The sequence below is a fragment of the Mucilaginibacter flavidus genome (assembly GCF_024055575.1).
GTDB lineage: Bacteria > Bacteroidota > Bacteroidia > Sphingobacteriales > Sphingobacteriaceae > Mucilaginibacter > Mucilaginibacter flavidus.
The window spans coordinates 1-24,936 of sequence record NZ_JAMXOE010000036.1 but is presented as its reverse complement, the minus strand read 5'-3'; the positions used below and the strand labels follow the sequence as shown (position 1 = coordinate 24,936).

Here is a 24,936-nt window from a genome sequence, read left to right as displayed (position 1 = left end):
CTATATTTATTTTTGCAACCAACTTGTTAGTGACTCTAAAGAATTGTCGGGATACCAAACCCAAAATTCATTAGAATTTGTAGTACCTCTTTCAATTCGGGGATAAATTTGCAAGTATTCGTTCCCATTCCACGATCCATTATTATCAGCAAGAGGAAGCAAAGCCATTTTTTTATTTGGTAACTTAAAGGGGTCAGCTATTCCAACTTCCCAATTACACCATTTAGAAGCAATGCCATTATTCGTAGCGAGTAATACAAACTTGTCGTTAATGGAAATAATTTGATTTTTTATTTTTTGGGCTGTGGCTCCATCAGTTTTTTCTGGCATTGTTTTATCTGCCCAATCGACATATACTGTTATACCAAGATTTTCAAAAAATATTTTTGCTTGTTCAACAATATCTCTGTCGGTATGGGAGTGAGAAAGAAAGACACTTGTTATTGCAGTTGATTTCGCAAATAGCCTTGTTTCATTAACAACGCCTCTTAGGCCACGACTTCCGGCTTTACTCTGAGCGATAGAAGCTAATTGTGATTTAGATAATATTGACATTATGATTATTTATGATTTTTCCAATTTATAGGATCTCCATGGATACCATTTGAATAGTGATTAGTTAGCCAATTTATAAAATCATCTGCAATAGGTACAGGAATAGAGGTGCTTTTAATATTCCTGCCTTCATTACAAATTGAAAGATAAGCATCTGGAACTTTGATAGCTTTCTCTCCAAAGTAATAGAACAATTTTGAAATCAAGACATTTTCACCTCCGGTATCGGTTTTAAGATGATCAGCATTTATATTACCTCCTTCAGAGGAATGTGCAGAATTCTCTTGAATCCATTCACCGGTAATTTTATCCTTGTGGTAAAAATTGTCACCATACATTTGAACCAAACTACCATTGATTACTGGCTTTTTAAATTGAAATCGAGAATCATCCCAATACTGCATTAAGGTTATTTTTTCTTCTAACTGCATTGCAAATATTAGTTGATGTAGTTTGTTCAATTTGACACTTCCAGTTCCTAATATCCAATCGCCTATTCTAAGCTTTTTATTCTTTCGAATATCAGATTTGCAAACGGCTAAGGTGCAATATCCTCCAAATGGATTTGGTGCTAAACCGAAATCATGCTCTATCTTATATGAGTAATAAGCCATTCAATTATATTAATTATAACATTTAACTCTTGTAATTTTAAAAATCGGTGTTCTTGGTGTGCCATCAGCATTTTCCGCAGGCATCTGATCTCCTTTCATTGCATCAGCCAATTTGTCCAGAGAGTTCCAACCAATCGGTGCACCTCCGTATTTTTTGAAAGTTTCAGGTAATTCAACGTTATTGCAACAGCCGTGCAAATAAACGCCAACAATTTTTTTTCCTTGCAGATGGGCTTGTTTTATTTCAAAATCAACCCATTTCCTTGTATGTGTTTCTTCGCCAATCAAACAAATAAATGTACCTGCCCAGGAAATTCCTTTTCGAAGATAACGAGCGATTACTTCGTCACTTGGTCTTATCGGACGGTGCTTGGTGCTATCAACCGAGCTATTCCGAATATTATATCCGTTGTCCCTTAATCTTTCTTTTAGTCTTTGAAGGTGCTCATCGTCCTTTCCATGATGACTGATAAATACATTATGTGTCTTATCCATTTTAATTTTATTATACGTAAAAATATATTACCACTCAATCAAGTAATAATAAAGAAGCCGCAGTGTCCTTACTTTGGTCAAATTGAAGTAATTAACAATTTTTTAATTACTTCTCTTTTCTGACTCCCTTGAATGGCGAACCATCTGCCTTACCATCCATAAATTTTCCTGTCTGCGTATCACGCTTAGTCCACGTTTCAGTTTTTGGGTTGTAAGCTTGACTACGTTCTCTTACTTGTCCATTGCGATGTCCGTCCCCGGGTTTTCCATTTGTTGCCATGATTGTATGTATTTTTGTTACAACACAAAGCTATAATAACATTTGGACAAAATAGAATTATTTTATAAATTCGTCCAAAAGAAAAATTACATCGATAATAACTTTACTTTTATGGCAGAATATTACATATGAAGCAATTTCCTGAAAGATTAAAAAATGCCCGGAAAATGAATGGGCTGTCTCTACAGGATTTATCAGACATTTTAAACGGCTCTTTATCCAAACAAGCACTAAACCGTTTAGAGACTGGTGAGCAGTCCCCTGACAGCGATATTTTATCCCAATTGTGTCAATCCCTGAATGTTACCCTGGATTATTTTTTTAAAGACAATGCCGTAATTCTGGATCAGGTTGAATTTAGAAAATTAAAGAAACTACCTGTTAAGGAACAGGAAAAGGTCAAAAGTTCGACCATCGAATATCTTGAACGTTATCTGGAATTAGAGAGCTTGCTGGGATTAAACGAATCGATGCCCTTTGAATTTAGATCATTTCAAATAAATCATCCTGATGAAATTAGTCTGGCTGCAAAACACATGCGTGAATTGTTAAAAATAGGATCTGATCCTATTTATAATTGTATTGAATTATTAGAAGAAAATAACATAAAAGTCTATCGTGTTATTGCTGACCCATCTTTTTCCGGTTTATCAACTATTATTAGTGGTCGCATTTGTGTAATCGTTTTTAATGATCACCCTGATATTCCCCTTGTTCGTAAACGTTTCACTGTCCTACATGAATTATGTCACCTGTTTACAGATCTTTCCTCTTTTGACGAAAAACAAGCTGAAAAATTATGTGATGCTTTTGCAGGAACAATGCTCTTGCCCAATGAAAAAATAATGGAATATTTTGGAGGCAAACGAAAAACGGTTTTTACCAGGGAACTACAATCAATAAAAAAATATCATGGCATTTCATTAACGGCCATCATGTATAAAGCCCGATCAATGGATTTAATTAGCGATTCATATTTGAAATATTTCCTTATCAGGTATAATCAACAATTAAAATCATACGAAAAATATGGGTATGAGGGCAAAGAAGAATCTGACCGATTTATTCAATTACTCATGCGGGCCGTTGCACAAGAAATTATATCTTCAACTAAAGCTGCCGCATTAAATAACCAAACCCTTAGTGATTTTAGAAGCCAGTATTTGGATGTTCAACCTCATGCTTAAAATATCCAAAACTGATGAAAGCCGCTATTACCGATGCAAATATCTTTATTGACCTTATCGCTTTAGGGTTGATACAACATTTATTTGGTTTCGGCTATGAGATTCACACAACAAGAGAGGTTTATGATCAACTCAATACGCTCCAGAAAGATGAGTTAAAGCCATTTGTTTTGGTGAAAAAATTGATTGTTTACAATTTTAGTTTTGAGGAAATAGTTGAGATCGGAAATTTAATCCTACCTGTCGGGTTAGAGGCTGCCGATAAAACCGTTTATTATTATGCAATAAAACAGCAAGTTTTTGTAATTTCAGGAGATAATAAATTAAAAGATTATTGTGAAAGCAAGCAGTTGAGTGCTGAAGGGATAATTTGGTTATTTGACATATTTCTTGAAAATGAACTAATTTCAACAACCTACGCGGTCGATAGAATGGAGTTGCTCTTATCTTATAATGACAGACTTCCCAAGGATGACTGCCATAAAAGAATAAAAAAATGGGAACAAGAAGAATCCATTAAGTAGCTAATGTAAATTGATCAACAAACTGGATTGGTGTGTTATATAAATTTATTTTATGATTGTTCTCATAAAATAAAATGTTACGCATAGGTCTGGTGAAATAAACGCTTCTTTTAAGTGATGCATTGCTTTTAGCCCCATATTTTTCTAATACATAATCAATCATTTTTGTGGTTTCGTCAGACAACTTATCAGATAAATCGTCCGTTGAAGCAAATAAAGATTCCTTTTCTTTATAAACTACAAAACTGGTTTTTGAAATAAATTTTGTTTGTAGTCCATCAATACTATTTCTTAGCCGATTAATATGCAAATCCGTGCAGTAGGGCCCATCTTTCTGTCGGATTATGTAAGCGGTGGTTAACCTATGTCCAAAGTTCAAAAAACTATTATATTCAATGAGGTAAAAAATTTTGTGAAGGGCAAAATAGGTAAGCTTTTGTTTATTTAGTATGTAAGACACTATCGCTAATATATCTTCTTTTAGTAAGGATGTTTTAGAAATGCGATAGGATGTTTTTCTTGATAGTTGCTTGAAAGTATCATTAACAAATTGGTAGTCTGATCGTTGATTTGCCAAACTCCTGTGAAGCATCGCTCTCTGACCTGGATGATAAAGGGGAATTAATTTTTTTTGCAGCCAGGTATTAACTGTCCTTACATTTATCTTTAATGATAGGCTATGAGGTTCTATTAAATTTAGCGCATGTAAAGCTGTAGCACCGAGAGTTACAATAATCTCAGGATTAATTAATTCAATCTGACTTTTAAGAAATTTTGTACAGTTAAATATCTCCGATTTCGTGGGCGTGGAATTATTTCCATCAGTATCTCTTGGATTACAGAGTACCGCGTTTGTTATAAAGAGTTCTGACCTTTCCAGATTTGCAAATTTCAATAACGCCTCAAAGTTGTGTCCTGTTTTGTCCCCGTGCAAAGGAATTGCAGATTGGTCGGCCCCTAACCGACCTGGAGCTTCTGCAATGAACATAATTTTCGCTGAAACGGAGCCCGAGGCTCGACTTAAAATTCTTTGGCTTGAAGCCATTCGGGGGCACAGTTCACAGCTTTTAACGCTATTACAAAGATTATCAAACTCCTGTTCATTAATTTTATTAAATAATTCCTCCACTTAATAATTGTCTTAAATCCTTTTTTGATGAGTTATAGTAAGCGTGGGTAGAATGAATAATCAATTTTCCGGGCTCCTTATTTGATTGCATACAAATATATTGCAGTAATCGTGAAAGCCCAATGAAATTACCAAATGCTTTATAAAAATAATCATGGTTCCTATACACAGCAATTAGGTCAATACTATTCCCATTTTTTACCAATTCCCCGAACTGCCAGCAGGGCGCTCCCATTGGCCTGGCATTCGATTCAATATTAGCTGATGTCAAGTGGAATGTAATATAATTCCTGCAGTTGGAATTACTATTTAAGGCTCTTATAGCATTTTCCAATTGATTACTTCCATCACCAACTCTATTGCTGTTTGGATAATTAATTAATCTTTCGAAGTATGTTCCCCACTTTTGATTTCCCAATCTCCTTGAACGATTATATATTGCTAAATACGTATTATAAAGCTCACCCCTATTGTTAACCCTTAACGAGAGTTTATAGGGAAAAATAGTATTAATGATATTATTCAGTTGATGCTTTGCATTTTTTGAAACGGATGCCGGATTATATCTAACTAACCATTCGTCTAATTCATTATATTCACAAGGATTGTCAATTTCAATTAAAAAGTTACTCCCCTCTCTATTATTGAGCAGATTTGTCGCAATCGAATACCAGGCTTCGAAACAAGTATTAAACTGGAATAACTGTGCCATTAATTCTTACCCATGTAAGTTAATTTACGGTTTTTCAAGGAAACGTTGACCCGGCCACCCTTATTCTTTACCAATTCATGAAAGACTTTATAAGAACCGAGAATTGCAATTTCCCATTGTTTTTTCCTTATTACCTTGACTTCAATATCGGCAACTAATTTTTGAACTAAATCAAGAATTTCAGTATCCACTCTTTCGGTATATTTAAATAGATCATGATTTTGTGAGTGGGTAAAAATCAATAGGGTTATCAGTTCTTCAGTAATTGCTGACCGAGCACCATCTTCCACTTCATCAATAACATCTTTACTTTTTCGCTTATTGCTTAACAGTTTTCTTATTACCGGTGACCATCCCAAATATGCTATATAACCAAAGTGAAAAATATCATGATAACGATATTGATCATTTTCATAAGAGTTATCGGTAATAGGGTCTCCAATTCTTACTCCCGATTTTAAAATTTCAACTTTTGTTTTTCCCTTTTCCGAATATTCCTTAAATGTGATTTCAAATTCGGGTTCAAAACGCTCTTCTTCTGGGTACCCCTCATCAATAATGATAAAGTGGTCATCTCCTTCATTGATCCAACGATCTTGGATTTTTTCAAGATTTATAGCTGCAATATCTTCCAGACTCAACTCATTTTGAGAAGCAATGTTTGCTATATACCACAAAACATCCCCTAATTCGATAGTCAAGTTCTTTTTGAAACTAAGGTAGGATTCGCCATCTCTGATTTTTTTCTTCAATTCAGATATTACCGAACCTGTTTCACCAACAATTCCTAAAAAGGGAACAATGATGTCATGTTCTTTAGGATAGGGTTGCCTTGTTTTTATTGCCTCCTGTTGATATTTACTAAATTCCATAAGATTTATAGGTTGTAAATCAATAATTTATAAATATACTATTTAATCAAGATTTGAGATAATGGAATTGATTATGGAGGGGGTATTTTAGACATCCTCTTCAATTTTATAATTGGAAAATATGTTTTATGAATTATATTTTTTATTAATTCGTTCTCGTGATTAAATCGACTATTTTGGCATTGGCTCCACAATTTATCCCATATGGGATTTTTATTTGAATTTTTTTATACCAGATGAAATCAATGTTTTACAAAAATTCTCCAGATTAGTTTCTGAGAGCTTATTCATTAAGTAATGCAGAATACATGGCCAAGTACTAATATCGTCTGAAGCCAAAAAGTAAACATTTCGATTAAAATACTATAAAAACGTCCGAATATGTTTCCCGCCACCTACCTCATTTTATGCGATTAAACGGCCTAAAAGCTGTATATCCTCTAAAAAGCGTCCGGTTATTAATACCTTTTGGAGTACAAAACCTCGCAAGTACCGATGTACTTGCGAGGTTTTTTCATTTAAAATTATATTTTGCCGGAATTCTTTCAACAATAATAGCCAGGTATGACCAGTGATTTGAAATAAACCTATAAGTTTGTGTAGTGAAATTAATATGCGTAATATTATCTTTATACGTTATCGTACTTTCAACAAAGCCTTGTTGTTTAGATAATGACTGTCAGGGGAAAATAGCTACTAAAAAAGAATTGTCGGATAAATCCCCTGTGAAGGAAAAAGAATGCCCCGGCTGTTCTCCTTTTTTTACCTGCGGTTCTTGCGTTGGTTTCATCATATCGAAACCAATAACTATCAATTCGCTGATTATCCCTGAAAATCATACTCGGTATCACGCTGTTTATCACCAGCCGTACATTGAGAAAGTAGTCCGTTCCATTTGGCTCCCCCCTAAAATAAGTTAACGGATGTTTTACAGCCCAAAGGCTGATTCTTCTGTCTTAACTTAATCATATACTTTAATGAAAAAAATAATCGTGTTTATGGCGGCACTGCTTTATACTGCTATAGCTTATTCTCAAAATACTTTCAAGGCGATCATCAAAGATGCCAAAACAAACGAAACGTTAATTGGCGCGACCGCATCTATTCAAGGCACACCCGTCGGCGCTTCGTCTGATACCGCCGGGCTATTGATGCTTACAAAAATACCAAACGGAAAACAGGTCGTCCTGTATAGTTATGTTGGTTATGAAACCCGACTGGACACACTAACATTTCCATTAACACAAACCGCGCCCATGCTGATCTTATTGCAATCAGCGGGCAAAGGTGAGGGCAAGGAACTGGAAGTAGTGGTAATTGGTGCAACCCGAAGCAGCCGCACTATCGCAAATATTCCTACCCGTATCGAAGTAATTTCCGGCGAAGAACTGGAGGAAAAGGGCAACATGAAACCCGGCGATATACGTATGATGCTGGCTGAAAGTACCGGTATCCAAACGCAACAAACTTCGGCTACCAGCGGCAATTCCAGTATCCGCATACAAGGGTTGGACGGTAAATACACGCAGATCATCCGAGACGGATTTCCCTTATACTCCGGCTTTTCCGGCGGGTTGGGGCTATTGCAGATCGCCCCGCTTGATTTAAAACAGGTGGAAGTAATTAAGGGGTCATCCTCAACTTTGTATGGTGGTGGCGCTATTGCAGGTTTGGTCAACCTGGTGAGCAAAACCCCTACGGATGAACGGCACCTGGACTTTTTACTGAATGGCAACTCGGCATTAGGATTAGATGCCAGTGGCTTTTATTCCCAAAAGTTTGCCAAGATCGGCGCGACAGTTTATGCAGCTTATAATCATGGCACACCTTATGACCCATCAAATATCGGATTATCAGCCATACCCCGGTATAACCGCTATACCTTAAATCCAAAGTTGTTCTTTTACCCGGATAAGAATACCACTTTAATTACTGGCGTCAACGCTACAGCTGAAACCCGCATCGGGGGTGATATGCAGTACCTCAAAGGTGATGGTGATGCGCAGCATTCTTACTATGAACTAAACAAAACAGGACGTTACAGTTCGCAAGTAGAATTAGACCATAAATTGAATGATAAAGAAAAGCTAATAATTAAAAATAGCGTCAGCTATTTTAACCGTAGCATCAATTTGCCGGGCTACCAATTTTCCGGTGTACAGGTATCTACCTACAGCGAAGCCAATTATGCCTATAATGGCGAGAAAACAGATTGGGTGGCTGGGTTGAACTACTTAACTGATAATTTTAGGGAAGATCAAAACAGCAGTTTTCCTTTACGCATTTACAACTACAATACCATAGGAACATTTGTTCAAAACATCTGGAACGCTACAGATAAATTTACGTTGGAATCAGGTTTAAGAGGCGACTATCATAATGAATATGGATTTTTTGTATTGCCCCGTATTTCCGGCTTGTATAAAATTAATCCGCATTTCTCTACTCGTTTGGGCGGTGGTTTAGGCTATAAAGCCCCAACGGTATTTACCGAAGATGCTGAACGCATTGAGTTCAGGAACGTATTGCCGATAGATGTGGCTAACACCAAAGCAGAACGCTCTTATGGTGCCAACTATGATATTACTTACAAAACAGGCTTATTTAATGACCAGGTTAGTTTCAGCGTCAACCAGCTTTTCTTTTATACCCGTGTCAATAATCCAATCCTATTGGCACCGTTGGCTAACGGTGACCTGCAATATCTCCAACCGCAGGGCGACCTGAATACAAAAGGAATGGAAACCAATGTTAAATTAACTTATGGAAACCTCAAGCTGTTCCTGGGCTATACACTGGCTGACGTGATGCAGCACACGAACAATACCATATCAACTTACCCTTTGGTTTCTAAAAACAGGCTGAATAATGTGCTGGTCTATGAGGTCGAGGATAAATTCAAGATCGGTGCGGAAGCCTATTATTTTAGCCCGCAGCTATTAAATGACGGCAGTACTGGCCGGGGTTATTGGACAGCAGGGCTGATGGCAGAAAAGATATGGGAACGGTTTTCGCTGTTTGTCAATTTTGAAAACCTGACCGATACCCGACAGACGAAATTTGGCACGATATACACCGGCAGTATTACCGACCCGATATTCAAGGACATCTATGCGCCGCTGGATGGCTTTGTGATTAATGGAGGAATTAAGTTCAAACTGTGAAAAACCGGGAAAATGTAAAGCCTCTTATCAATTGATATATTATTTAAACGCTGTTTTAAAAATTTAACCGGCGTCTATAATTGAACCTGGTGTTAATTTTATAATGACAAAATACAGAATAACTAAAAAAGCACCTGTTGCAGAACATACAAATAAAGTCATGGGCCCAAAAGAAAACCACACCAGTCCTGCAATGGAACTGGACAACAAAGCCATGATGCTGCTAAAAGCAGCATAGGTGCCAATTGCTGTCGCAATATCGCTTCTTTTTGAAACATTGCTGATCAATGCCTTGCTTATACCTTCCGTCATAGCGGCATACAAGCCGTAGAGCGCAAATAATAACAGGAATAAAGGCAGGGTATTTACAAACGCAATTCCTCCATAAACAGTAGCAAAGAACAGCAATCCTATGATTAAGGTGGTTTTTAATCCTATGCGGTCGGCAATTATACCGGCTGGGTAAGCAAATGCTGCATAACAAAGATTGTAAAACACATAGACCATAATTAAATGAACATCACTGATCCCCTTTGCTTTTAAAAGCAGCAGTAAAAAAACATCAGAGCTATTGATCAGTGCAAAACATAAAAGGCCGGATACCAGGCTCCGATAGGCCGCCGGGCTTTCTTTCCAATACTTTAAAAATGAAAACAAGTTAGGTTTCTTATCTTCTATCGGCCTTTTTTTCTTTTCCCGCAATAGAAAGGTTATGGCTACCCCTAATAAACCCGGCGAAAAAGCAAGTACGAACATGATACGGTATTGGCCGGGATAATAATATAGGTAAATCAGCGCAACCAATGGTCCGATTACGGCACCAATGGTATCCATAGACCGATGAAAGCCAAATACTTTTCCTTTGTGTTCCGGTGTAGTTTGATCGGAAAGCTGCGCATCTCTTGCGCCTGTACGCAAACCTTTACCGAGACGGTCCATAGTACGTGCGGAAAATATCCAGCCCGGATAGGTAAATGCTGCCATCATAGGCTTAGATAGGGCGCTCAGAAAATATCCCAAGCGAATAAATGGCACCCGGCTCCCAATATGATCAGACAATTTTCCAAAATAACCCTTGCTGAACCCGGCGACAGCTTCAGCAAGACCTTCTAATAACCCGATCAATAATACCGAAAAGCCAATATGTTTTAGGTATATGGGCATCACCGGGTATAGCATTTCACTTGATACATCTGTAAGCAAACTCACTAATGATAGTATCCAAATAGCCCTTGTTATAATTTTCATTCAATTTAAAATCTTAAATATCGCGCAGCGTTTACCCGAAATTCAAAGCGAAACTCATCAAAATTTCGCTGACCCGGATTAATTATTTGCGAAGAACCGTTTAAAAAGTGTTTCGCATATTCGAGATGAAAGTTTACCAATTTATGTTTAAACGGCAAGTTATAGTTGAATCCTAACCTGACCGCCTGTTCTGTAGCGGCCTGGACCCTATTTGATAAATTAACAAGGTCATACCTGGCAAAGGGAACAAGATCGCCTGCGTTTGCTTTATCAAAGAGTTGAAATTGCAGCATGGCATACCCGCCTGCAACATTTAAACCCTGATCAGAATAACGGGAATAAATAGTTTCATATTCAAACGTATATAAATGCTTGCCCAGACAATTGGTATAGTCCAGGTTGTTTTCAAAACTCAATTTATTCCCGGTAGCGGGTGTACTTCCAAGCGAGAGCTGGTTAATGGCGGATGCCAGAACAAAACTCCTGTTGGTAATGTCAGCTGTCCGGTCGATGGCGATGCCCAGGTTTAATCTTTCCGGGTTTTTATCCGTTGATGTGATCAAGGTTTTTGTTACTTTAACGGCTATATCTTTCCAAAACTGGTAACGTGGCGTATCCGTATTCATCGAACCCCGGTTATCCTGCATGGCAAATTGCAGAAACATGGTCGGATTAATTTGCTTTTGTATTTGCAACCCCCACTGCACACCGAAATTGTTAACCGAGCCATGCTCTTCTAAAATCAGGCTACGGTTAATCGTAGGAAGATTGCCCGACGATAAATTATCTTCACGCGAGAGTATGTGGGTGTTTTCGCCAAAAAGTATTCTGAACTTATTGGGATCGTCCGCATTTTGAAAAGCAATAAATAAGTTTTCCCAATCCTTAAACCGTTTGGTTGCCTGGAAAAACTTATTGTCTGTAAAATCCACTTCATAAAATAATACAGTCCTGTACCTGTTGCCATTAATGCGCAAGTTATAAGCCGGAAGCTTAAATTCCATCCCCTGCCTTACGCGACGAAATGCGGAATAGTCGCCGGGAGAAAACAAACCTTCAGCATACGCCCAGGTTGTTAAAGTAAAATCTCCTCGTTTATATTGCAAGCCGGAATCCTTATCGTATTGAAAAGGGTGTGGCCGGGCTGCGCTATCGCTAATGGTAATTTTTTTAGTAGTGTCTGCCGTTTGTGCTTGAAGTAACAGGCTAAAAAATAGCAAGGGTATGGAAAGCACACCTGCTAACAAATATTTGAACTTTCCCATTATTTTACGGTATCAAAATCAATCTTGATCTTTGCGGATAGCAGGGTGGCCTGGCAAGTCAAAATGTGATCGTTTTTAATATCTGTATCGCTAAGAGCAGTATGCTTTTTCATTATGACCATTCCTTCCACAAGCTTTGCCTTACAGCTTGAACAAATGCCCTCTCTACAGGAATAGGGAGCGTTAATCCCGGCCGCTAATAATACATCTAATAGGATTTGATCTTTTTTACAATTCGTCTGATGATTGTTTCCGTCCAATTGCGCGTTTAAACTGGCACCGGCTGTACCAATATCTTCTAAGCCGGTACCTGCTTTTAAAGGATCTTCTTCATTGCTGATGGATACAAATTTTTCGAGATGAATTTTAGAGGGTTGTATTTTATGGTATGCTAATTCTTGTTCCACTAATTCCATAAATGGTGAAGGCCCGCATACATAATAGACGGTATCCGCAACCGGCATGATCATCCATTTATTCATAAACTGAACTATTTTATCCTGGTCAAGCCGCCCTTTTAGCCCGCCCCATCCCGCTGATGCGGCACTCAAGACATGGGTTATAGTCAATCTTTCCCGATAAGAAGCTTCTAAGAGTTCAAGTTCTCTTTTGAATATAATAGAATCCAGATCCCGGTTTGCATAGATCAGGGAGAGGTGGGAATGAGGCTGCTTAGTTAACAGGGATTTGATAATGCTGTAAACGGGCGTAATACCGCTTCCGCCAGCAAAAAATACAAAATGGGTTGGGTCACTGGAAGGATATTCTTTAAAGAAATTACCTGATGGCGGAAGAACAAGAAGTTCATAGCCTGGCGTGAGCGTATCGTTTAATAAATTAGAAACGATACCATCTTTAACCCTCTTTATGGTAAAGTAAAATCCGTCATCGGTGACAGGTGAACTCGAAAGGGAATAAGCTCTTTTATACTCCTTACTATTCACCATTAATTTTAACTTGATAAATTGACCCGGCGTATAGGTAAATACATCTTTTAGGTTTCCAGGTATATCTAAAACGAATGATTTTGCATCGGTTGTTTCGCTGATTACATTCAAAACGCGCAGCTTATAAAACTTTGACGAATGCCTTTTTTTGATCTCGTAACGAACCCTGAAATAGATCGCAGCCAATAAAATTAAAAAGCAGGCTTCACTGGCTACCTTTTCTGCATCCAGGAAATCAACTGGCCTGTTCTTTAATTCCGGGTCCATCACAATCCCATGCACAATGAAAAGCAAACCTGTTGCGTAAGAAATTAAGTGAATATTTTTCCAGGTGCGAAAACCAAGCCGGTTTTTTACAAATTTTTGCGTTGTTAAAATAACCAACACTATCGCAAACATGGAGATGGTGCCTAACGCCACAAACAGCTTTTGTGTCGGCGCATTTATTGGAAAGACAATATCAACAAACGTGAATTTTGTTAAAGGGTCAAAAAGCAATAAAACCGGATGCAGCAATACAAGGGTTAAAACAATGTAAGCCGTCCAATTATGCCAGTTATAAATATTGACGCTTTTTAAGGATTTAGGTAGTTTATTATAAAGAGTTGATCTCTGATAAGAAGTACTGATCAATATACCGAACAGGTAATTGACAGTTAAAATAAGGGTGGCCACAATCCCCGCGTCAGCGGATAATTGCAGAAATATTGAATCTGACATGGATGATGATTTTAAGATTTCCAGAACTTACCTGCCGGATGAACGGCAAGCGCATATAAGAGCAGGAAATTAAAATCAGATACGAAAAACGGAATACTGCAGAAACAACCTTTCGGGTGGCAGAAACCTGGCAAGATCGGAGAGCTTTTTAGGATTTGTCTCGGTGATGTACGTCAGTATAGCAACACTAAAGACAAATAATAAGGGCAAAAGAGCTAAATTAACGGGGGCATGAACGTCATTAGGCTTTTCTATAGCAATTTTATATTGTTGTTCCTGTTTAAAATTGGCCTTGCTTTCTTCCTGATCGAATTCTAATACAGAAGACAGGTAAAATATACCAGCCAACAGGATGAAGAAAGTAAAAACCTTGTTTTTCACAGCGCAAATATAATAATTGTTGAATGGTTGTTATCAGAGGTGGATTAATATTAAACTGTAATCCACATCAGATTAGGCCTGGAAGGCAAACCGCTTTAAACCGGGAAGTACGATTTGACTGGTGCTTTTGCTGCTTTAATTGGCGCAGTGCTATACCTCACATGACCGCAAATCTTAAAACTCTTTCCTTCACGGGGTTTTCCCAAAAACCGTCGTGGATGTTTAAATGATCTTAAATCTAACCCCAATATATATTTCTCGCCCCCTTGTCGGCCCCCAAACTGATGACGTATCAAAGTATTTTCCAAACGGGTACTGCCAACCGATAATCGGCTGATTTTGGCGGAAGCCGAAAATATTTTCACAGCCGGTATAAACTTCAAATTGCTTCCATGTTTTGGTAAATTGCCCGTTGAATATATAGTAGGGTATTGATTGATCAGGCCTTTGATATTCGACCGGATTGAGATGCGTATCAGGTAATTGCTGTTTGCCATACCAATGCGCATTAAAATCTATATGCCAGCTTCCTGAAACAGGTTTATAAGATACGGTAGTAAGAACCTTATTAGTTGAGTTGAAAGGAAGCTCCACATGATTGCCATTCACAATGTGATAAACATCCAGATAATTGTAAGCAACTTTCAATTCAAACACCTTAAAAAACATGGCGTAGGCTTCTGCCTGGAAACTATTTGATGCAGAAGTCCCGATAAAATTGCTGATGATTACTTTTGTGGGGTCTGTATCATAATCCATGAAAACCTGGCTTTGAAAACTGGTTCTATAAAAATCAGCGCTTAAATATCCTTCCAGGTTTTGCGTTTCAAACTTTTGCGTGAAATTTAAACCGTAGTTTACCGCCTTCTCCGACTTCAATGGTTCGGCAAACACGATATTCCGTGAGCTTGCCAGTAAATTAACATTTTCACTGAACAGGTTTACAGTTCGCCATCCGGTTCCTACTGAAGCCCGGAGTGTCGCATTTTTGCTCAATTCGTATTTCAATAAGGTTCGGGGTGTAAAATAAAATCCAAATTGATTATCATGATCTAATCTAACACCTGTTAACCAGCCAATTTTACCATTACCCCAATTCAGGGTATTTTCGGCAAAAAAACCGGGTATCTGTTCATTTTTCCGGTATTCGCCCGCAAAGGTCGGGTTCAGCGGATTTGTATTAAATGCAATATTTTCATTGAGCATTAAATCACGGTAACTTATTCCTGTAATTAGTGAATGCTTGCCGTTGTAAAGTAATTCATATTGAAAATTGGCATAAGCGCTGGTTTGGTTGGCCAGGTATTTAGTCGTGCCGAAATAAGAATTTTGATCCTGGTAAAAGCTTGAACCGATGAAAGTAAGCTTTTCATTGTCATTGAAACGATAGCCAGTTTTTGTCCAAACTTCCGGTTGTGAAATATTAACTACCTGTCCATAGGCATTCATAGTGCCTTCATCTCTGGCCGCATTAAAATTGATCTGGCCGCCTATGCGCTGTTCATGAAGATAGCCAACTCCCACCATCGAACTCCATCCCCAATCCGTTTCGTTGCCATATTTCAGTTTATCAAAGAGCATATAACGCGTTAATAAAGGTACGTCTAAGAAAGTGTCCTTGTCCTGGTCAATTTTGTTAGCCGGTTGTGTGGTGTGAAAAGCAAGGACATTACTCCAACGGTACTTTTTATAGGCATAATCTGCATTAAACTGCTTCTCAGCAAAATTATTGACATAGAGGTTAAGGTTAAGCTTATCTGCTTTATCGGGTTCTTTTGTTTCCACATTGATCTGACCGCTAATGCTTTCAAATCCCTGAATGACAGAATTAGCCCCTTTGGATACAAAAATGTTATCCACCAGGGTGCCGGGTATGCTGCTGATGCCGTAGGTATAAGAAAGTCCCTGTATTAATGGCATACCGTCAATCAAGACCTGGTTATAGATACCTGAAATACCCAATAACCGCAGTTCCTTTGAATTGGTAACCGCGTTCGTCGTTTGGGGATCTACTGAGGCCTGTGTTTCAAAGCACCCCGCAAGATCGCAGCAAGCTGCCTTTTTGAGTTCTAAAGGGGTAATGATCTCCATTTTTTGCGCAAAAAGCGACGAAATAAAAGTGCCGGGACGTTGCCCCGTAACCCTAACCTCATTTAGCCCTTTGACTTTCTTTAACCTGATCTCAAGTAAAAAGTTACCCGTGACCTGTAGTGTATCAGGTTCGTAGTTATCCAGGCTGAAAACCAGTTTTCCAGGAAGCTTACCAGATAGAGCAATCTGAAATAAACCTGTGGTATCAGTTGCGGTACGTATAGCTGTATCTAACCAATAGACTGATACACCCGCCAAAGGTTGTTTTTTGATGTTCGTCACTTTTCCGCTGATCACTTGTCCTTTTGCTATACAAGTGAATAAACAGGCAGCAATGAACAGTAATATCCTATTCATTTTCATTTTTTCTGAATTGAGCGCGGGGTATGCAAATGGCAATCCCTGCTTGAAAAGTTATTTTTTTATTTTAGCCTTATAGGGGTGCTGATCGGGGTAATCACAACTTGGGGTTGCTTCCACCGTTTTGACCAATGCCGGAAAGGTTACTTTTGACGGATCGAACTGAATGGCAAAGCTGCTGTTCGGCGACATTTTACCAATTTGTTTACAGCTTGCTACCCCTGGCAGTTTTTGAACGCTGTTAGTGATCATTTTAAGGTCGCCGGAGCAGGTAATGCCGCTTACTTTGATGGTTATGGTTGAATCTTTGCTTCCGGTGTGAGAAAGCTTGGCAGACGTTTGTGCGAAACTATTTGCTGTACTAAATATAATGGCGCATACGGCTATTGCCGCAGTGAAAAATAATGATTTCATGATTTTTGAATTATTAAGTTAACGGATAAATCGTGCCTTAGGGTTTACCAAAGCTGCAAAAATGAACGGTGTTGTTAACTTAACTTGGGCGGTTGCCAAAAATCTAACGCAAGGTGCTTTGTTGCTTCTTCATTACTGGCTACGAGTTTAGCAAAACCACGTGAAATCGGATTGACAGATGCTGAAAGCGAAGCAGAACAAAAACCTATGCAAGTTTTGCAACTTTCAAAAGGGTTGCACATCTTCTTGGTGTTTTGCTTGCTTTCTTGTTTAGCATTGGGAGGTCTCGGATGTGTTAAGACATGCCCGCAGTTTTCACAGCAAGATGTTTCTATCTTCTGGCTATTTTCAATAGTTTTTATGCCCGGCGTTAAACACAGGAATAAAATATACATGGAAAGTAGGAAAGTGCACGCTTTCATTCAGACAAAAGTAACATATTTATGATTAACGTCACTCTTAATTAAAATCAAATTCTGTAATAAAATACGTTAAACTGTAAACTTTAAAATCAAACATGAAGTAAATTGGTGTTACATTAAATGATTCATCATGAGCGTAAAATAAATATTTTAGAACAACTGGCCGCTATGGTTTGGACAAGTTTTTAATTAAATTTTATTCTACAAACTAAAGACGAACGAACAAACGTCCGGATTTTATTCCCGTCACGTATCTTGATTTATGCTATTAAAAGCCCTAAAAGCCGTATATCTTCTACAAAATGTTTGGATATTTGTATCGTTAGGAGTACAAGAAACCGCTTAGATTAGTTCTAAAGCGGTTTTTGTATTTTATGCATACAGTATTACATACACTATTTAATGAAACATGTCGCTTTAGTTGAGTTGGGAACTTTTTCAGGATTAATCCTCGCGAGCTTTTTTCACAATACAATCACCAAAACCTTTTTGTGTGTTACCTAAGCGCCTAGGTCGTGTGACAGATCGCGCGAGCGGCAACGGACGCTGGAGCGTCCGAACTCGTTTATAAGATATCGCTTTTTAAAATCATAGGTTTTTAGGTTATCAACTGTTAAGCAACCAAAAGCAAGAGCAAGTAAAGCTGTCAAGGGGATCGTGGAAGAAATGGGCTGTGTGTGAAAGGCTGCGTGGGTTTATGCAGCGAAAGCCCCTTTACTGCTTTACTTGTGGAGGCTATCTTTGATGTAACAGATGATTTCCTTAATCAAGTTCGGTCGTTCAGCTTACTGTTGTGCGTTTCGGGAATGAGTTGTCTTCATGTGAGCCGCCGCGAGTGTGAAGCAGACCCAACCAGGAGAAAGGCAAACTCTGAAGGGCTACTTAGTCCCATGGATTGGCCCCATGTGTCAGCGGGGCGGTTGCTAAATCTGCAGGCGACCAAACAAAAGGCAGCAGCTGGACTTCCGGTTGCCAGTATACTATCGGCAGGGCACGAACAAGATAGTACTACTTTAGATTAAGCACGAACGAAGTGTGAAAAAGAAACTTTCTTTTTTATCTTTAAAACATTTCCTGGAAGGGGACATTGATATTTATTGAACTAGCTTATAAAAATTGCTGAACGCGCTAATGTGTCTTTTACGAACGAATGATTGCTTATGTCTATTATCCCTTTAGACTGCATGTTTTAGTTTGATAGTAATTAAGTATGTTTCACATCATTTTAGCGTTAAAATTGCGTTTCAATACCTCTAATCAAAATATATGGTTATATATTCGCTAAATATAAATGGTCAACTTGTTCAATATCCCGATTCCACAAAGTCTAAAAGCTGATAAAGAAGGGTATGCATTTTTATCATGGGTTGCTGGTTCCGCATTATTACTAGACTGTAAAGAAATTATTGTCGATTTTGAGGCTTGTTCATTTATTGAAGGAAATCTGTGTGCTGTTTTAGGTAATATTTTGGAAGGCCTAAAAATTCGAAATAAAAATGTCAGCCTACAAAATGTAAGAATCCAAATTTTAAGGGTATTAGCTCGCAATGAGTTTTTAGAAGCGTTCGGGTATACATTTTATGCACCTCGGTATTTTTTAACAAGCATTCCCTATAAAAAATTTAATCTTAGTGATGAGGCTGCTGCAAAAGAATTTTTTTCGTTAGAATTATTTGGCAAACCAGGAATGCCACAAATGAGTGCCCCTGCTAAAAAGGCAATTCTTAGAAATATTTTTGAAATATGTATAAATGCTATAACCCATGCCGGCTGTGAATATGTATATTGCTGTGGTCAGCTATTTAATATTAAGGCAAATCCAAAGGTTTTGATAACGTTTGTGGATTTGGGTAATACCATTACAGCTAATGTAAATAATTATTTATCGAAAAACTTGTCTGGAAATGAGGCAATAAGATGGGCTCTTATCGACGGTAATACAACAAAGGAAGGGAGTGAACCAGGAGGGCTGGGTCTTAAATTATTGCAGGATTTAATTTCATACAATAAAGGAAAATTGCAAATCGTTTCAGGAAATGGTTTCGTGGAAATTTTTGATGGTAAAGTTAATTTTATAGGGCAAGAATTAGATTTTCCGGGAACAATTGTAACTTTAGAAATAAAGTTAGGGGATCCCAATTTTTATATTTTAACAAACGAAAAACAAAATACAAGTAATATTTTTTAGTATCTTTAAATACTCAAAGAAATGACCTTAAATATTCGTGAAACCATTGGAGGCGATAGTGCGCTGACCCCTACTTCTGGTGAACTAATTTATAATATAATTCAAAAAGAAATCGGAACCAACTCTGCGATTGATTTGGATTTTAAAGGAATTGAAATTATTACGTCGGCATTTCTAAATGCAGCTGTAGGGCGATTATATGCAAAATATAGCTCCGAGGAACTTAATGCCTTGCTACATATAAAAAATATATCTTCGGACGATTTGTCGATTCTGAAAAAAGTGATCGAAAGGGCTAAAGAGTATTTCATAGATAAACGTTCATTTAATGAGCGCATGGATCAAACTTTTGAATAATGTCCGAAACCTTCCAACTAAGAGAATTTGAGCCTAAAGGTAGCCATCATATTTTTTTGGATACAAATGTTCTTCTTTATGCATTTGCACCTTTGGCAGAATATAAGGTAGACATTCAAGAACAAATCACTAAATTCTTTGAAGTATGTAAGAGCGTTAACGCTAATTTATATGTGACATCTCTTGTTCTATCAGAGGTTTCCAATGTTGTTATAAGAGACGATTTTCAAGCATGGAAAATAAAACCTGAAAATGCCAGAAAAGACAAGTTTAAAGATCACTATCGGCAAACTGAAAACTACAAAGAAATAATTGATTTTCTAAATTCCGTAAACAAAAATATTATCAAACTGGCCAGTCCTTTTCCCGATGACTTTCAGCTATTAGATTTGGACAAAATTGGCAAAATGTGCTACAATGGAGATTTTAACGATTGTTATTTTTTAGAAATAGCAGCTCGAAAAAAATGGATGATATTTACAAGGGATAATGATTTAATCCATCATCCGCTCAGGGAAGTTCCGGTTATTACAAACCTAAAATATTAATATTTCTTTTTATTTGTAAAGCTATGAGTACATAAACATCGTCGTAGACTGCCCTTTGATATATTCGAATATTTGAACGACATACAATATATTGCGACGATAAAAAAGAACCAATTTATAGGTTAAATCATGATCAAACTCATTATGCCCAAATGCAACATATCGGGTATCGCCAGTTTTGAGATTTCGTTTTTTTATGATAGCTTTATCAATAACGACTACAACAGGTCGAGAAGTAAGTTCGGTTTTTAATGAATAAAAGGTAAAGGATTCGTCTGCCGATAAACCAATTCTATGCCACGCCTTAAATGAATAATTGTTTAAGGCTAAGCTATCACCGACCTCAGCGGAAATTAGTTTTGACCCATTCATCACTTTTTTTGTTTCAAGTTTAGCAGATGGTATTAATTGGGCCTTAACTATAAGGCATGTGGAAAGTAAGATAATAAAGCACGTAAATAAAGGTTTAAAGTTAGGTTTCATTGTTTTACTGGTTAAGCGTGGAACTTACTATTACTTAAGACCTGAGGCCCGACCAAGAGCCCGTGTACCAAAAGCAAAGCAAGCCCACGCTTATTCAGCATGGGCGTTAGCTTATACTTCCCTGGTACACTGTTAAAACTTGGTCGGTTTCAGATCAGGGATTTTTAAAGCGAATCGCCGTTTATAACTATTCTTTTTAAATTTTCTTGATGTAAAGGTATACAAAGTTTTAAAAAAGCATAGCTAAGATTTTTCTGTTCATTTTCAGTGGTTTTTTTATTCAAGGCTAAAACCGTCTCAAAAGCACAGCAAACAAAATACAGCATAAAGCCTCGTGCTATTCATCAGCACATATAAGGAAAAAATGGTGGTGATACGAAACGTTATTTATTTCATACACAATTAGCCCCGCCTCGGACATTAAAACAGAACCGACCATATATAGTCCGAACTCACTCAAGTCATCCACTGGGTCGATGCAAAGCACCTGGAACGGGCAGTAAATCCTGATTAGCGTTCCCTTCGGTGTAATTACCAGTAAGCTTTTAGGGCTGCAGTACCGATTTATCTCATAATAATTCATGTTGAGATGGGTTAGCCGGTTGTTAGGTTAGAAACCAGTTGTCCGAACTTCCTTGAAGCCCGTTAAGCAATTGCCTGGTAAATAGCGAGGCGTTGTGTGACTTATCAAGAAAAGAATCAATATAACTGCTCTTATTAACACCGGTGAAAAGATTATACAGATTCCATAGATTTACTGAACCATCGTCATTGCGTGAAAAGCTGTCATCCTTATAATAATCCCTCACCAGGGTACCTAACTGAGTATCATTAAATAACAATTCCGGTATATCTTTTTTCAGGTGGTTTGGCAAGTTTGGATAAAGCCTCGCCCGGCCGATCAATAATGCAAACTGCTGTTCCGTGAGACTATGACCCGGAAGCTGCTTTAACTCTTGGATATGTCTTTCAGCATTGTATAAACTAATCATCTGATAGATGCCATCCATTAATTGCTTAATTGACTTCACTTTCAGGTCCCGTACAAAGCCATCGGACCAAATACATAGGTTTGTACATACTTTATTCTCAAAGCCTATAAACAGTTTAAAATGTTCGTCCGAACCTTTACGGGCATACATATTGTCTAGGTTGTAGGCTTTAATGCCGCCAATGGTTAAAGACAGTTGCTGCCCACTTATCTCGTCATAAATAGTAGGAATTTCGATAGCGAACGCCATACGTTCATAATAGATTGTTTTTTCCGATTCCAGCAGGTCTTTAGCCGTCTTATGTTTGGCTTCTGGTATCCGGCCTTTAATAGGGTGGCTCATTCTTATTGCCGGTTGCAGTATGGTTTCGCCTTTATAAGCATGGCCGGCAACTTCCTGCATCACTTCGATAAAATCGCTGTGGCTTATGACCGGTTCATTATCCTTAATAAATACCGGGATAACGTGATGCATTTTAATTTCATCAAGTGTAACCGGCAAGGTATTGGCCTCTATAAAAGTTTTTTCTGTCAAGGCTCTATGCTCCATAGTTTTGATTGGTTCGGACAGCACCATTACGGATGAATCCTTCAGTTCTTTTTTCATGGTTATAAGATTAAGATTTAACTGGTGTTTTTGACTTTGGGTTAGGTTCAAGCTGCTTTCTCCTGGCAGAAAATTCTGCATTCAGCAATACTTGAAATTCGGGGTGTTTGTTGAATATTTCGCGAAGCGTTTGCATACTGCCGCTGGTCCTTATCATGTCAGTTACTGCCTCTTTGGAAATACCTGATTCGCACCATTTTAGTATTTGCTCGCCGGTACCTTCATTTGGTGTAAATTCAGGCTTGTCCATAAATAACCCAGTTCTGTCCTTTGTAGCAACTGCATGGTGCTTAATATCCATTTCAAGTACTAAGGTTAGTTCGAAGTCAAGTCCTTCGCGCTGAATACCTGTAAGGCCAACCTTTTCGGGCACCTGCTTGCCGTTCTTTTCACTCAACACATATTCAGTTTTTGATCGGATTGTACAAATAATATGTAAAGGGCTTTGTAAGATGGTGTTGATAAAAAGGTTGTGTCGCGGAGTCAATTTGGACCAATTGGTAAAACTATTGCCAACCATATTTCCATGTACCTCTAATATCCCCCCTTGGCCATTCCATTCGTGGCTTGTGCTGTCAATAATAATTACCTCTATCCCGGATTGTTCACAGACTTGAATGGCTTCTATATAACGTTCAGGTGAAAACGGGGGGTTAAGATGTAATACTTGGTAGTTTCCTATCTGCGAGTAGAGCTCACTAGAACGGTTTTCTGTATCGATTACTCCTATTTTTGTCCAGTCACCGATCAGGCCAAAGGCTATCAATAACGCGGACATTGTTTTGCCGGAACCGCTAGGTCCTTGTAGTCCTAGCCGAATTTTTGCATTTCTGCGTTGTGCTGTTTGTAATTGCATGATTTAATTTTTAATGGTAAGAGATATGCGTCAACGATGTTCGAACGCACTTGGGAGCCATCAAAGTCATTGATGCGTTGTAAACTCAATTAAAAAAAAAGGGCCGAAGCCCTTTCCTTAAAATGCCAATGTTTTCTTCTTCGAAGATGTTGTACGAACTTTATTGTCAGGGATTACATTTTCCTCAAATACTGATGTTTGTACGTTAGTTACAACCTTTTTGCCTTTACGCATTTCAATCGTAATTGAATAGCTTGTGTTTGTTTGCATTGTAACATAAAATGCATCAGGAATGACAAGATTTTTGGCGCCGGGCTTAGCAGATATTTCAAAAGTTTCCTTGCTTTTACCGCCCTCTAATGTCATTGTACCAGCAACAATTGGTAAAGCCCATTGTCCAGAAACTGTTGATTTAACATTAAGGATGCCAAAAGCATTTTTTTCTGCCGTTAAAAACTCATGCGTGCCTTCAGGAACATTTAATCCCCCTGATAACGTTTTAGCTCCATTTTTTGTAGCTTCAGCTAATTTTGCTGCCTGCTCTCCATTGTTGACTGCTGTAATAGTTGTCATGATTAATAAATTTTTGATTAGAAATTAATAATTGAATTTGTTTGATTGCGTTTCTCTCCCGGTATGGCGGGGGGCTTGCGACGCAAACACCGGAGGTGGGTGTGATGGATGGGGTGGTCCTGGCTTGTGGATATATGGTCCGAACTTGTGTAGAAGGGCACCATGGGCTGGGGCTTTGTATATACCTGCCTAATTGTGTTTTATCAATTCATGACTATGGCTTACATTTTCAAGACATACAAATTCCTTCGACAAAAAATATCCATCCGACTATTTTGTTCGAACTGTATTGGGGATAGCTCTACAACGGTGTATATTCTAGTAACATCTGCGGTGGGGGGGGGCATTTTTGTAATAGAGATTGACCCAAGGCTTCGTGAGGAGGAGACACTTACAAGTTCGTTCCTACTTACAGCCTGTTGGCTTCGCGCGCGTAGTATCTATTCTGTAAGTAGTGTATAATCTAGAGTAGTTTAGTTGAGTTCGAACAAAGTTTAAATATTATTTGGAATATAGAAAAAGGTTGATTACTGTAAACAGTACTACTGCGCGTGCACCTGCGCGGGAAGATAAGCATTTCAGAGCACAGTTTAAAATATTTTGTGATCCTTTCGGTTTTCCGAACTGTGTATAAGGTTGTGTACATGCAGCATTTCCTTGCCTTTTGTTCAAGCTAGCGCTTAGCAATACGTAATAATTAACCATCACATCCACCACCCTCTAATAAATAACTCTTATTTCTAAAACAGCATTTTATACCCCTGACATATAAGCGTCTTTTATAAATAATGACATTTATTAAAATATTGTATGACTTGTCAAGAAAATGTCCTTAAATTGGATATTCCGCTGATATTGACCACCTGATTCCGGGATAGGTTGACACCCGATTCCGCTGCAAATTGACCACCCCATTCCGGGCAAATTGACCAGGGTATTCCGGGCCAAACTGA

23 protein-coding genes are annotated in these 24,936 nt (G+C 38.1%); 6 read left to right on the top strand and 17 right to left on the bottom strand.

Annotation, left to right across the window (positions count from 1 at the left end):
* Window positions 1-6: 6 nt before the first annotated feature.
* From NAF19_RS28700 to NAF19_RS28685, 4 genes are all read right to left on the bottom strand, one after another.
* Window positions 7-555: a toll/interleukin-1 receptor domain-containing protein gene (locus NAF19_RS28700; RefSeq protein WP_252793822.1), complete on the bottom strand. Its 549-nt coding sequence runs from the start codon at window positions 553-555 to the stop codon at window positions 7-9.
* Between the two features lie 5 nt (window positions 556-560).
* Window positions 561-1,169, bottom strand: a complete 609-nt coding sequence (locus NAF19_RS28695) for an Nmad2 family putative nucleotide modification protein (RefSeq protein ID WP_252793821.1) — start codon at window positions 1,167-1,169, stop codon at window positions 561-563.
* Window positions 1,170-1,178: 9 nt separating this feature from the next.
* Complete coding sequence (locus NAF19_RS28690) at window positions 1,179-1,664, bottom strand: TIR domain-containing protein (protein ID WP_252793820.1); 486 nt, start codon at window positions 1,662-1,664, stop codon at window positions 1,179-1,181.
* A gap of 106 nt (window positions 1,665-1,770) precedes the next feature.
* Complete coding sequence (locus tag NAF19_RS28685; protein ID WP_252793819.1) at window positions 1,771-1,944, bottom strand: hypothetical protein; 174 nt, start codon at window positions 1,942-1,944, stop codon at window positions 1,771-1,773.
* 128 nt (window positions 1,945-2,072) lie between these two features.
* On the opposite strand from NAF19_RS28685, the gene NAF19_RS28680 reads away from it, so the two are divergent.
* Window positions 2,073-3,131 (top strand): helix-turn-helix domain-containing protein, encoded by a 1,059-nt coding sequence (locus NAF19_RS28680; protein WP_252793818.1) that lies wholly within the window; start codon window positions 2,073-2,075, stop codon window positions 3,129-3,131.
* 14 nt (window positions 3,132-3,145) lie between these two features.
* Window positions 3,146-3,655, top strand: coding sequence for a PIN domain-containing protein (locus NAF19_RS28675; RefSeq protein WP_252793817.1), 510 nt, complete (start codon window positions 3,146-3,148; stop codon window positions 3,653-3,655).
* On the opposite strand, the gene NAF19_RS28670 is transcribed toward NAF19_RS28675, so the two are convergent.
* Genes NAF19_RS28670 through NAF19_RS28660 form a run of 3 tightly spaced genes read right to left on the bottom strand, consistent with a single transcriptional unit; the run spans window position 3,648 to window position 6,368 of the window.
* The gene (locus NAF19_RS28670) at window positions 3,648-4,784 is read right to left on the bottom strand and encodes a uracil-DNA glycosylase family protein (protein WP_252793816.1); all 1,137 of its coding nucleotides are present in this window, start codon (window positions 4,782-4,784) and stop codon (window positions 3,648-3,650) included. The genes NAF19_RS28675 and NAF19_RS28670 overlap by 8 nt on opposite strands.
* Complete coding sequence (locus NAF19_RS28665) at window positions 4,768-5,496, bottom strand: thymidylate synthase family protein (RefSeq protein ID WP_252793815.1); 729 nt, start codon at window positions 5,494-5,496, stop codon at window positions 4,768-4,770. Before NAF19_RS28665 ends, NAF19_RS28670 begins: the two co-directional genes overlap by 17 nt.
* Window positions 5,496-6,368 (bottom strand): nucleoside triphosphate pyrophosphohydrolase family protein, encoded by an 873-nt coding sequence (locus NAF19_RS28660; protein WP_252793814.1) that lies wholly within the window; start codon window positions 6,366-6,368, stop codon window positions 5,496-5,498. Before NAF19_RS28660 ends, NAF19_RS28665 begins: the two co-directional genes overlap by 1 nt.
* Window positions 6,369-7,345: 977 nt before the next feature.
* Between NAF19_RS28660 and NAF19_RS28655 the strand changes: the two genes are divergently transcribed.
* Window positions 7,346-9,532, top strand: coding sequence for a TonB-dependent receptor (locus NAF19_RS28655; protein WP_252793813.1), 2,187 nt, complete (start codon window positions 7,346-7,348; stop codon window positions 9,530-9,532).
* Window positions 9,533-9,595: 63 nt separating this feature from the next.
* Here the strand turns inward: NAF19_RS28655 and NAF19_RS28650 are convergent, their stop codons facing one another.
* From NAF19_RS28650 to NAF19_RS28625, 6 genes are all read right to left on the bottom strand, one after another.
* On the bottom strand, window positions 9,596-10,780 hold the full coding sequence (locus NAF19_RS28650) for an MFS transporter (RefSeq protein ID WP_252793812.1): 1,185 nt from the start codon (window positions 10,778-10,780) through the stop codon (window positions 9,596-9,598).
* A 5-nt stretch (window positions 10,781-10,785) separates the two neighbouring features.
* Entirely contained in the window at window positions 10,786-12,045 is a 1,260-nt protein-coding gene (locus NAF19_RS28645; protein ID WP_252793811.1) for a hypothetical protein, read from the bottom strand.
* Entirely contained in the window at window positions 12,045-13,712 is a 1,668-nt protein-coding gene (locus tag NAF19_RS28640; RefSeq protein ID WP_252793810.1) for a ferredoxin--NADP reductase, read from the bottom strand. The genes NAF19_RS28645 and NAF19_RS28640 overlap by 1 nt, the downstream gene beginning before the upstream one ends.
* 75 nt (window positions 13,713-13,787) lie before the next feature.
* Window positions 13,788-14,093, bottom strand: coding sequence for a hypothetical protein (locus tag NAF19_RS28635; protein ID WP_252793809.1), 306 nt, complete (start codon window positions 14,091-14,093; stop codon window positions 13,788-13,790).
* A gap of 222 nt (window positions 14,094-14,315) precedes the next feature.
* Window positions 14,316-16,541 carry a TonB-dependent receptor gene (locus NAF19_RS28630; protein WP_252793808.1) on the bottom strand — a complete coding sequence of 742 codons (2,226 nt, stop codon included), beginning with the start codon at window positions 16,539-16,541 and terminating at the stop codon, window positions 14,316-14,318.
* A gap of 57 nt (window positions 16,542-16,598) precedes the next feature.
* Window positions 16,599-16,958 carry a heavy-metal-associated domain-containing protein gene (locus NAF19_RS28625; protein ID WP_252793807.1) on the bottom strand — a complete coding sequence of 120 codons (360 nt, stop codon included), beginning with the start codon at window positions 16,956-16,958 and terminating at the stop codon, window positions 16,599-16,601.
* A gap of 1,713 nt (window positions 16,959-18,671) precedes the next feature.
* Here NAF19_RS28625 and NAF19_RS28620 point away from each other — a divergent pair.
* Genes NAF19_RS28620 through NAF19_RS28610 form a run of 3 tightly spaced genes read left to right on the top strand, consistent with a single transcriptional unit; the run spans window position 18,672 to window position 20,473 of the window.
* Window positions 18,672-19,568 (top strand): hypothetical protein, encoded by an 897-nt coding sequence (locus tag NAF19_RS28620; protein WP_252793806.1) that lies wholly within the window; start codon window positions 18,672-18,674, stop codon window positions 19,566-19,568.
* Window positions 19,569-19,589: 21 nt separating this feature from the next.
* Entirely contained in the window at window positions 19,590-19,925 is a 336-nt protein-coding gene (locus tag NAF19_RS28615) for an STAS-like domain-containing protein (RefSeq protein WP_252793805.1), read from the top strand.
* Entirely contained in the window at window positions 19,925-20,473 is a 549-nt protein-coding gene (locus NAF19_RS28610; protein WP_252793804.1) for a type II toxin-antitoxin system VapC family toxin, read from the top strand. The genes NAF19_RS28615 and NAF19_RS28610 overlap by 1 nt, the downstream gene beginning before the upstream one ends.
* Before the next feature lie 21 nt (window positions 20,474-20,494).
* Here the strand turns inward: NAF19_RS28610 and NAF19_RS28605 are convergent, their stop codons facing one another.
* The 4 genes from NAF19_RS28605 to NAF19_RS28590 form a co-directional block, all read right to left on the bottom strand.
* Window positions 20,495-20,956 carry a hypothetical protein gene (locus tag NAF19_RS28605; protein WP_252793803.1) on the bottom strand — a complete coding sequence of 154 codons (462 nt, stop codon included), beginning with the start codon at window positions 20,954-20,956 and terminating at the stop codon, window positions 20,495-20,497.
* Window positions 20,957-21,561: 605 nt separating this feature from the next.
* Window positions 21,562-22,554 (bottom strand): DUF3871 family protein, encoded by a 993-nt coding sequence (locus NAF19_RS28600; RefSeq protein WP_252793802.1) that lies wholly within the window; start codon window positions 22,552-22,554, stop codon window positions 21,562-21,564.
* A 10-nt stretch (window positions 22,555-22,564) separates the two neighbouring features.
* Window positions 22,565-23,410, bottom strand: coding sequence for an AAA family ATPase (locus NAF19_RS28595; RefSeq protein ID WP_252793801.1), 846 nt, complete (start codon window positions 23,408-23,410; stop codon window positions 22,565-22,567).
* A gap of 117 nt (window positions 23,411-23,527) precedes the next feature.
* Entirely contained in the window at window positions 23,528-23,983 is a 456-nt protein-coding gene (locus NAF19_RS28590) for a hypothetical protein (protein WP_252793800.1), read from the bottom strand.
* Between the last annotated feature and the right edge of the window lie 953 nt (window positions 23,984-24,936).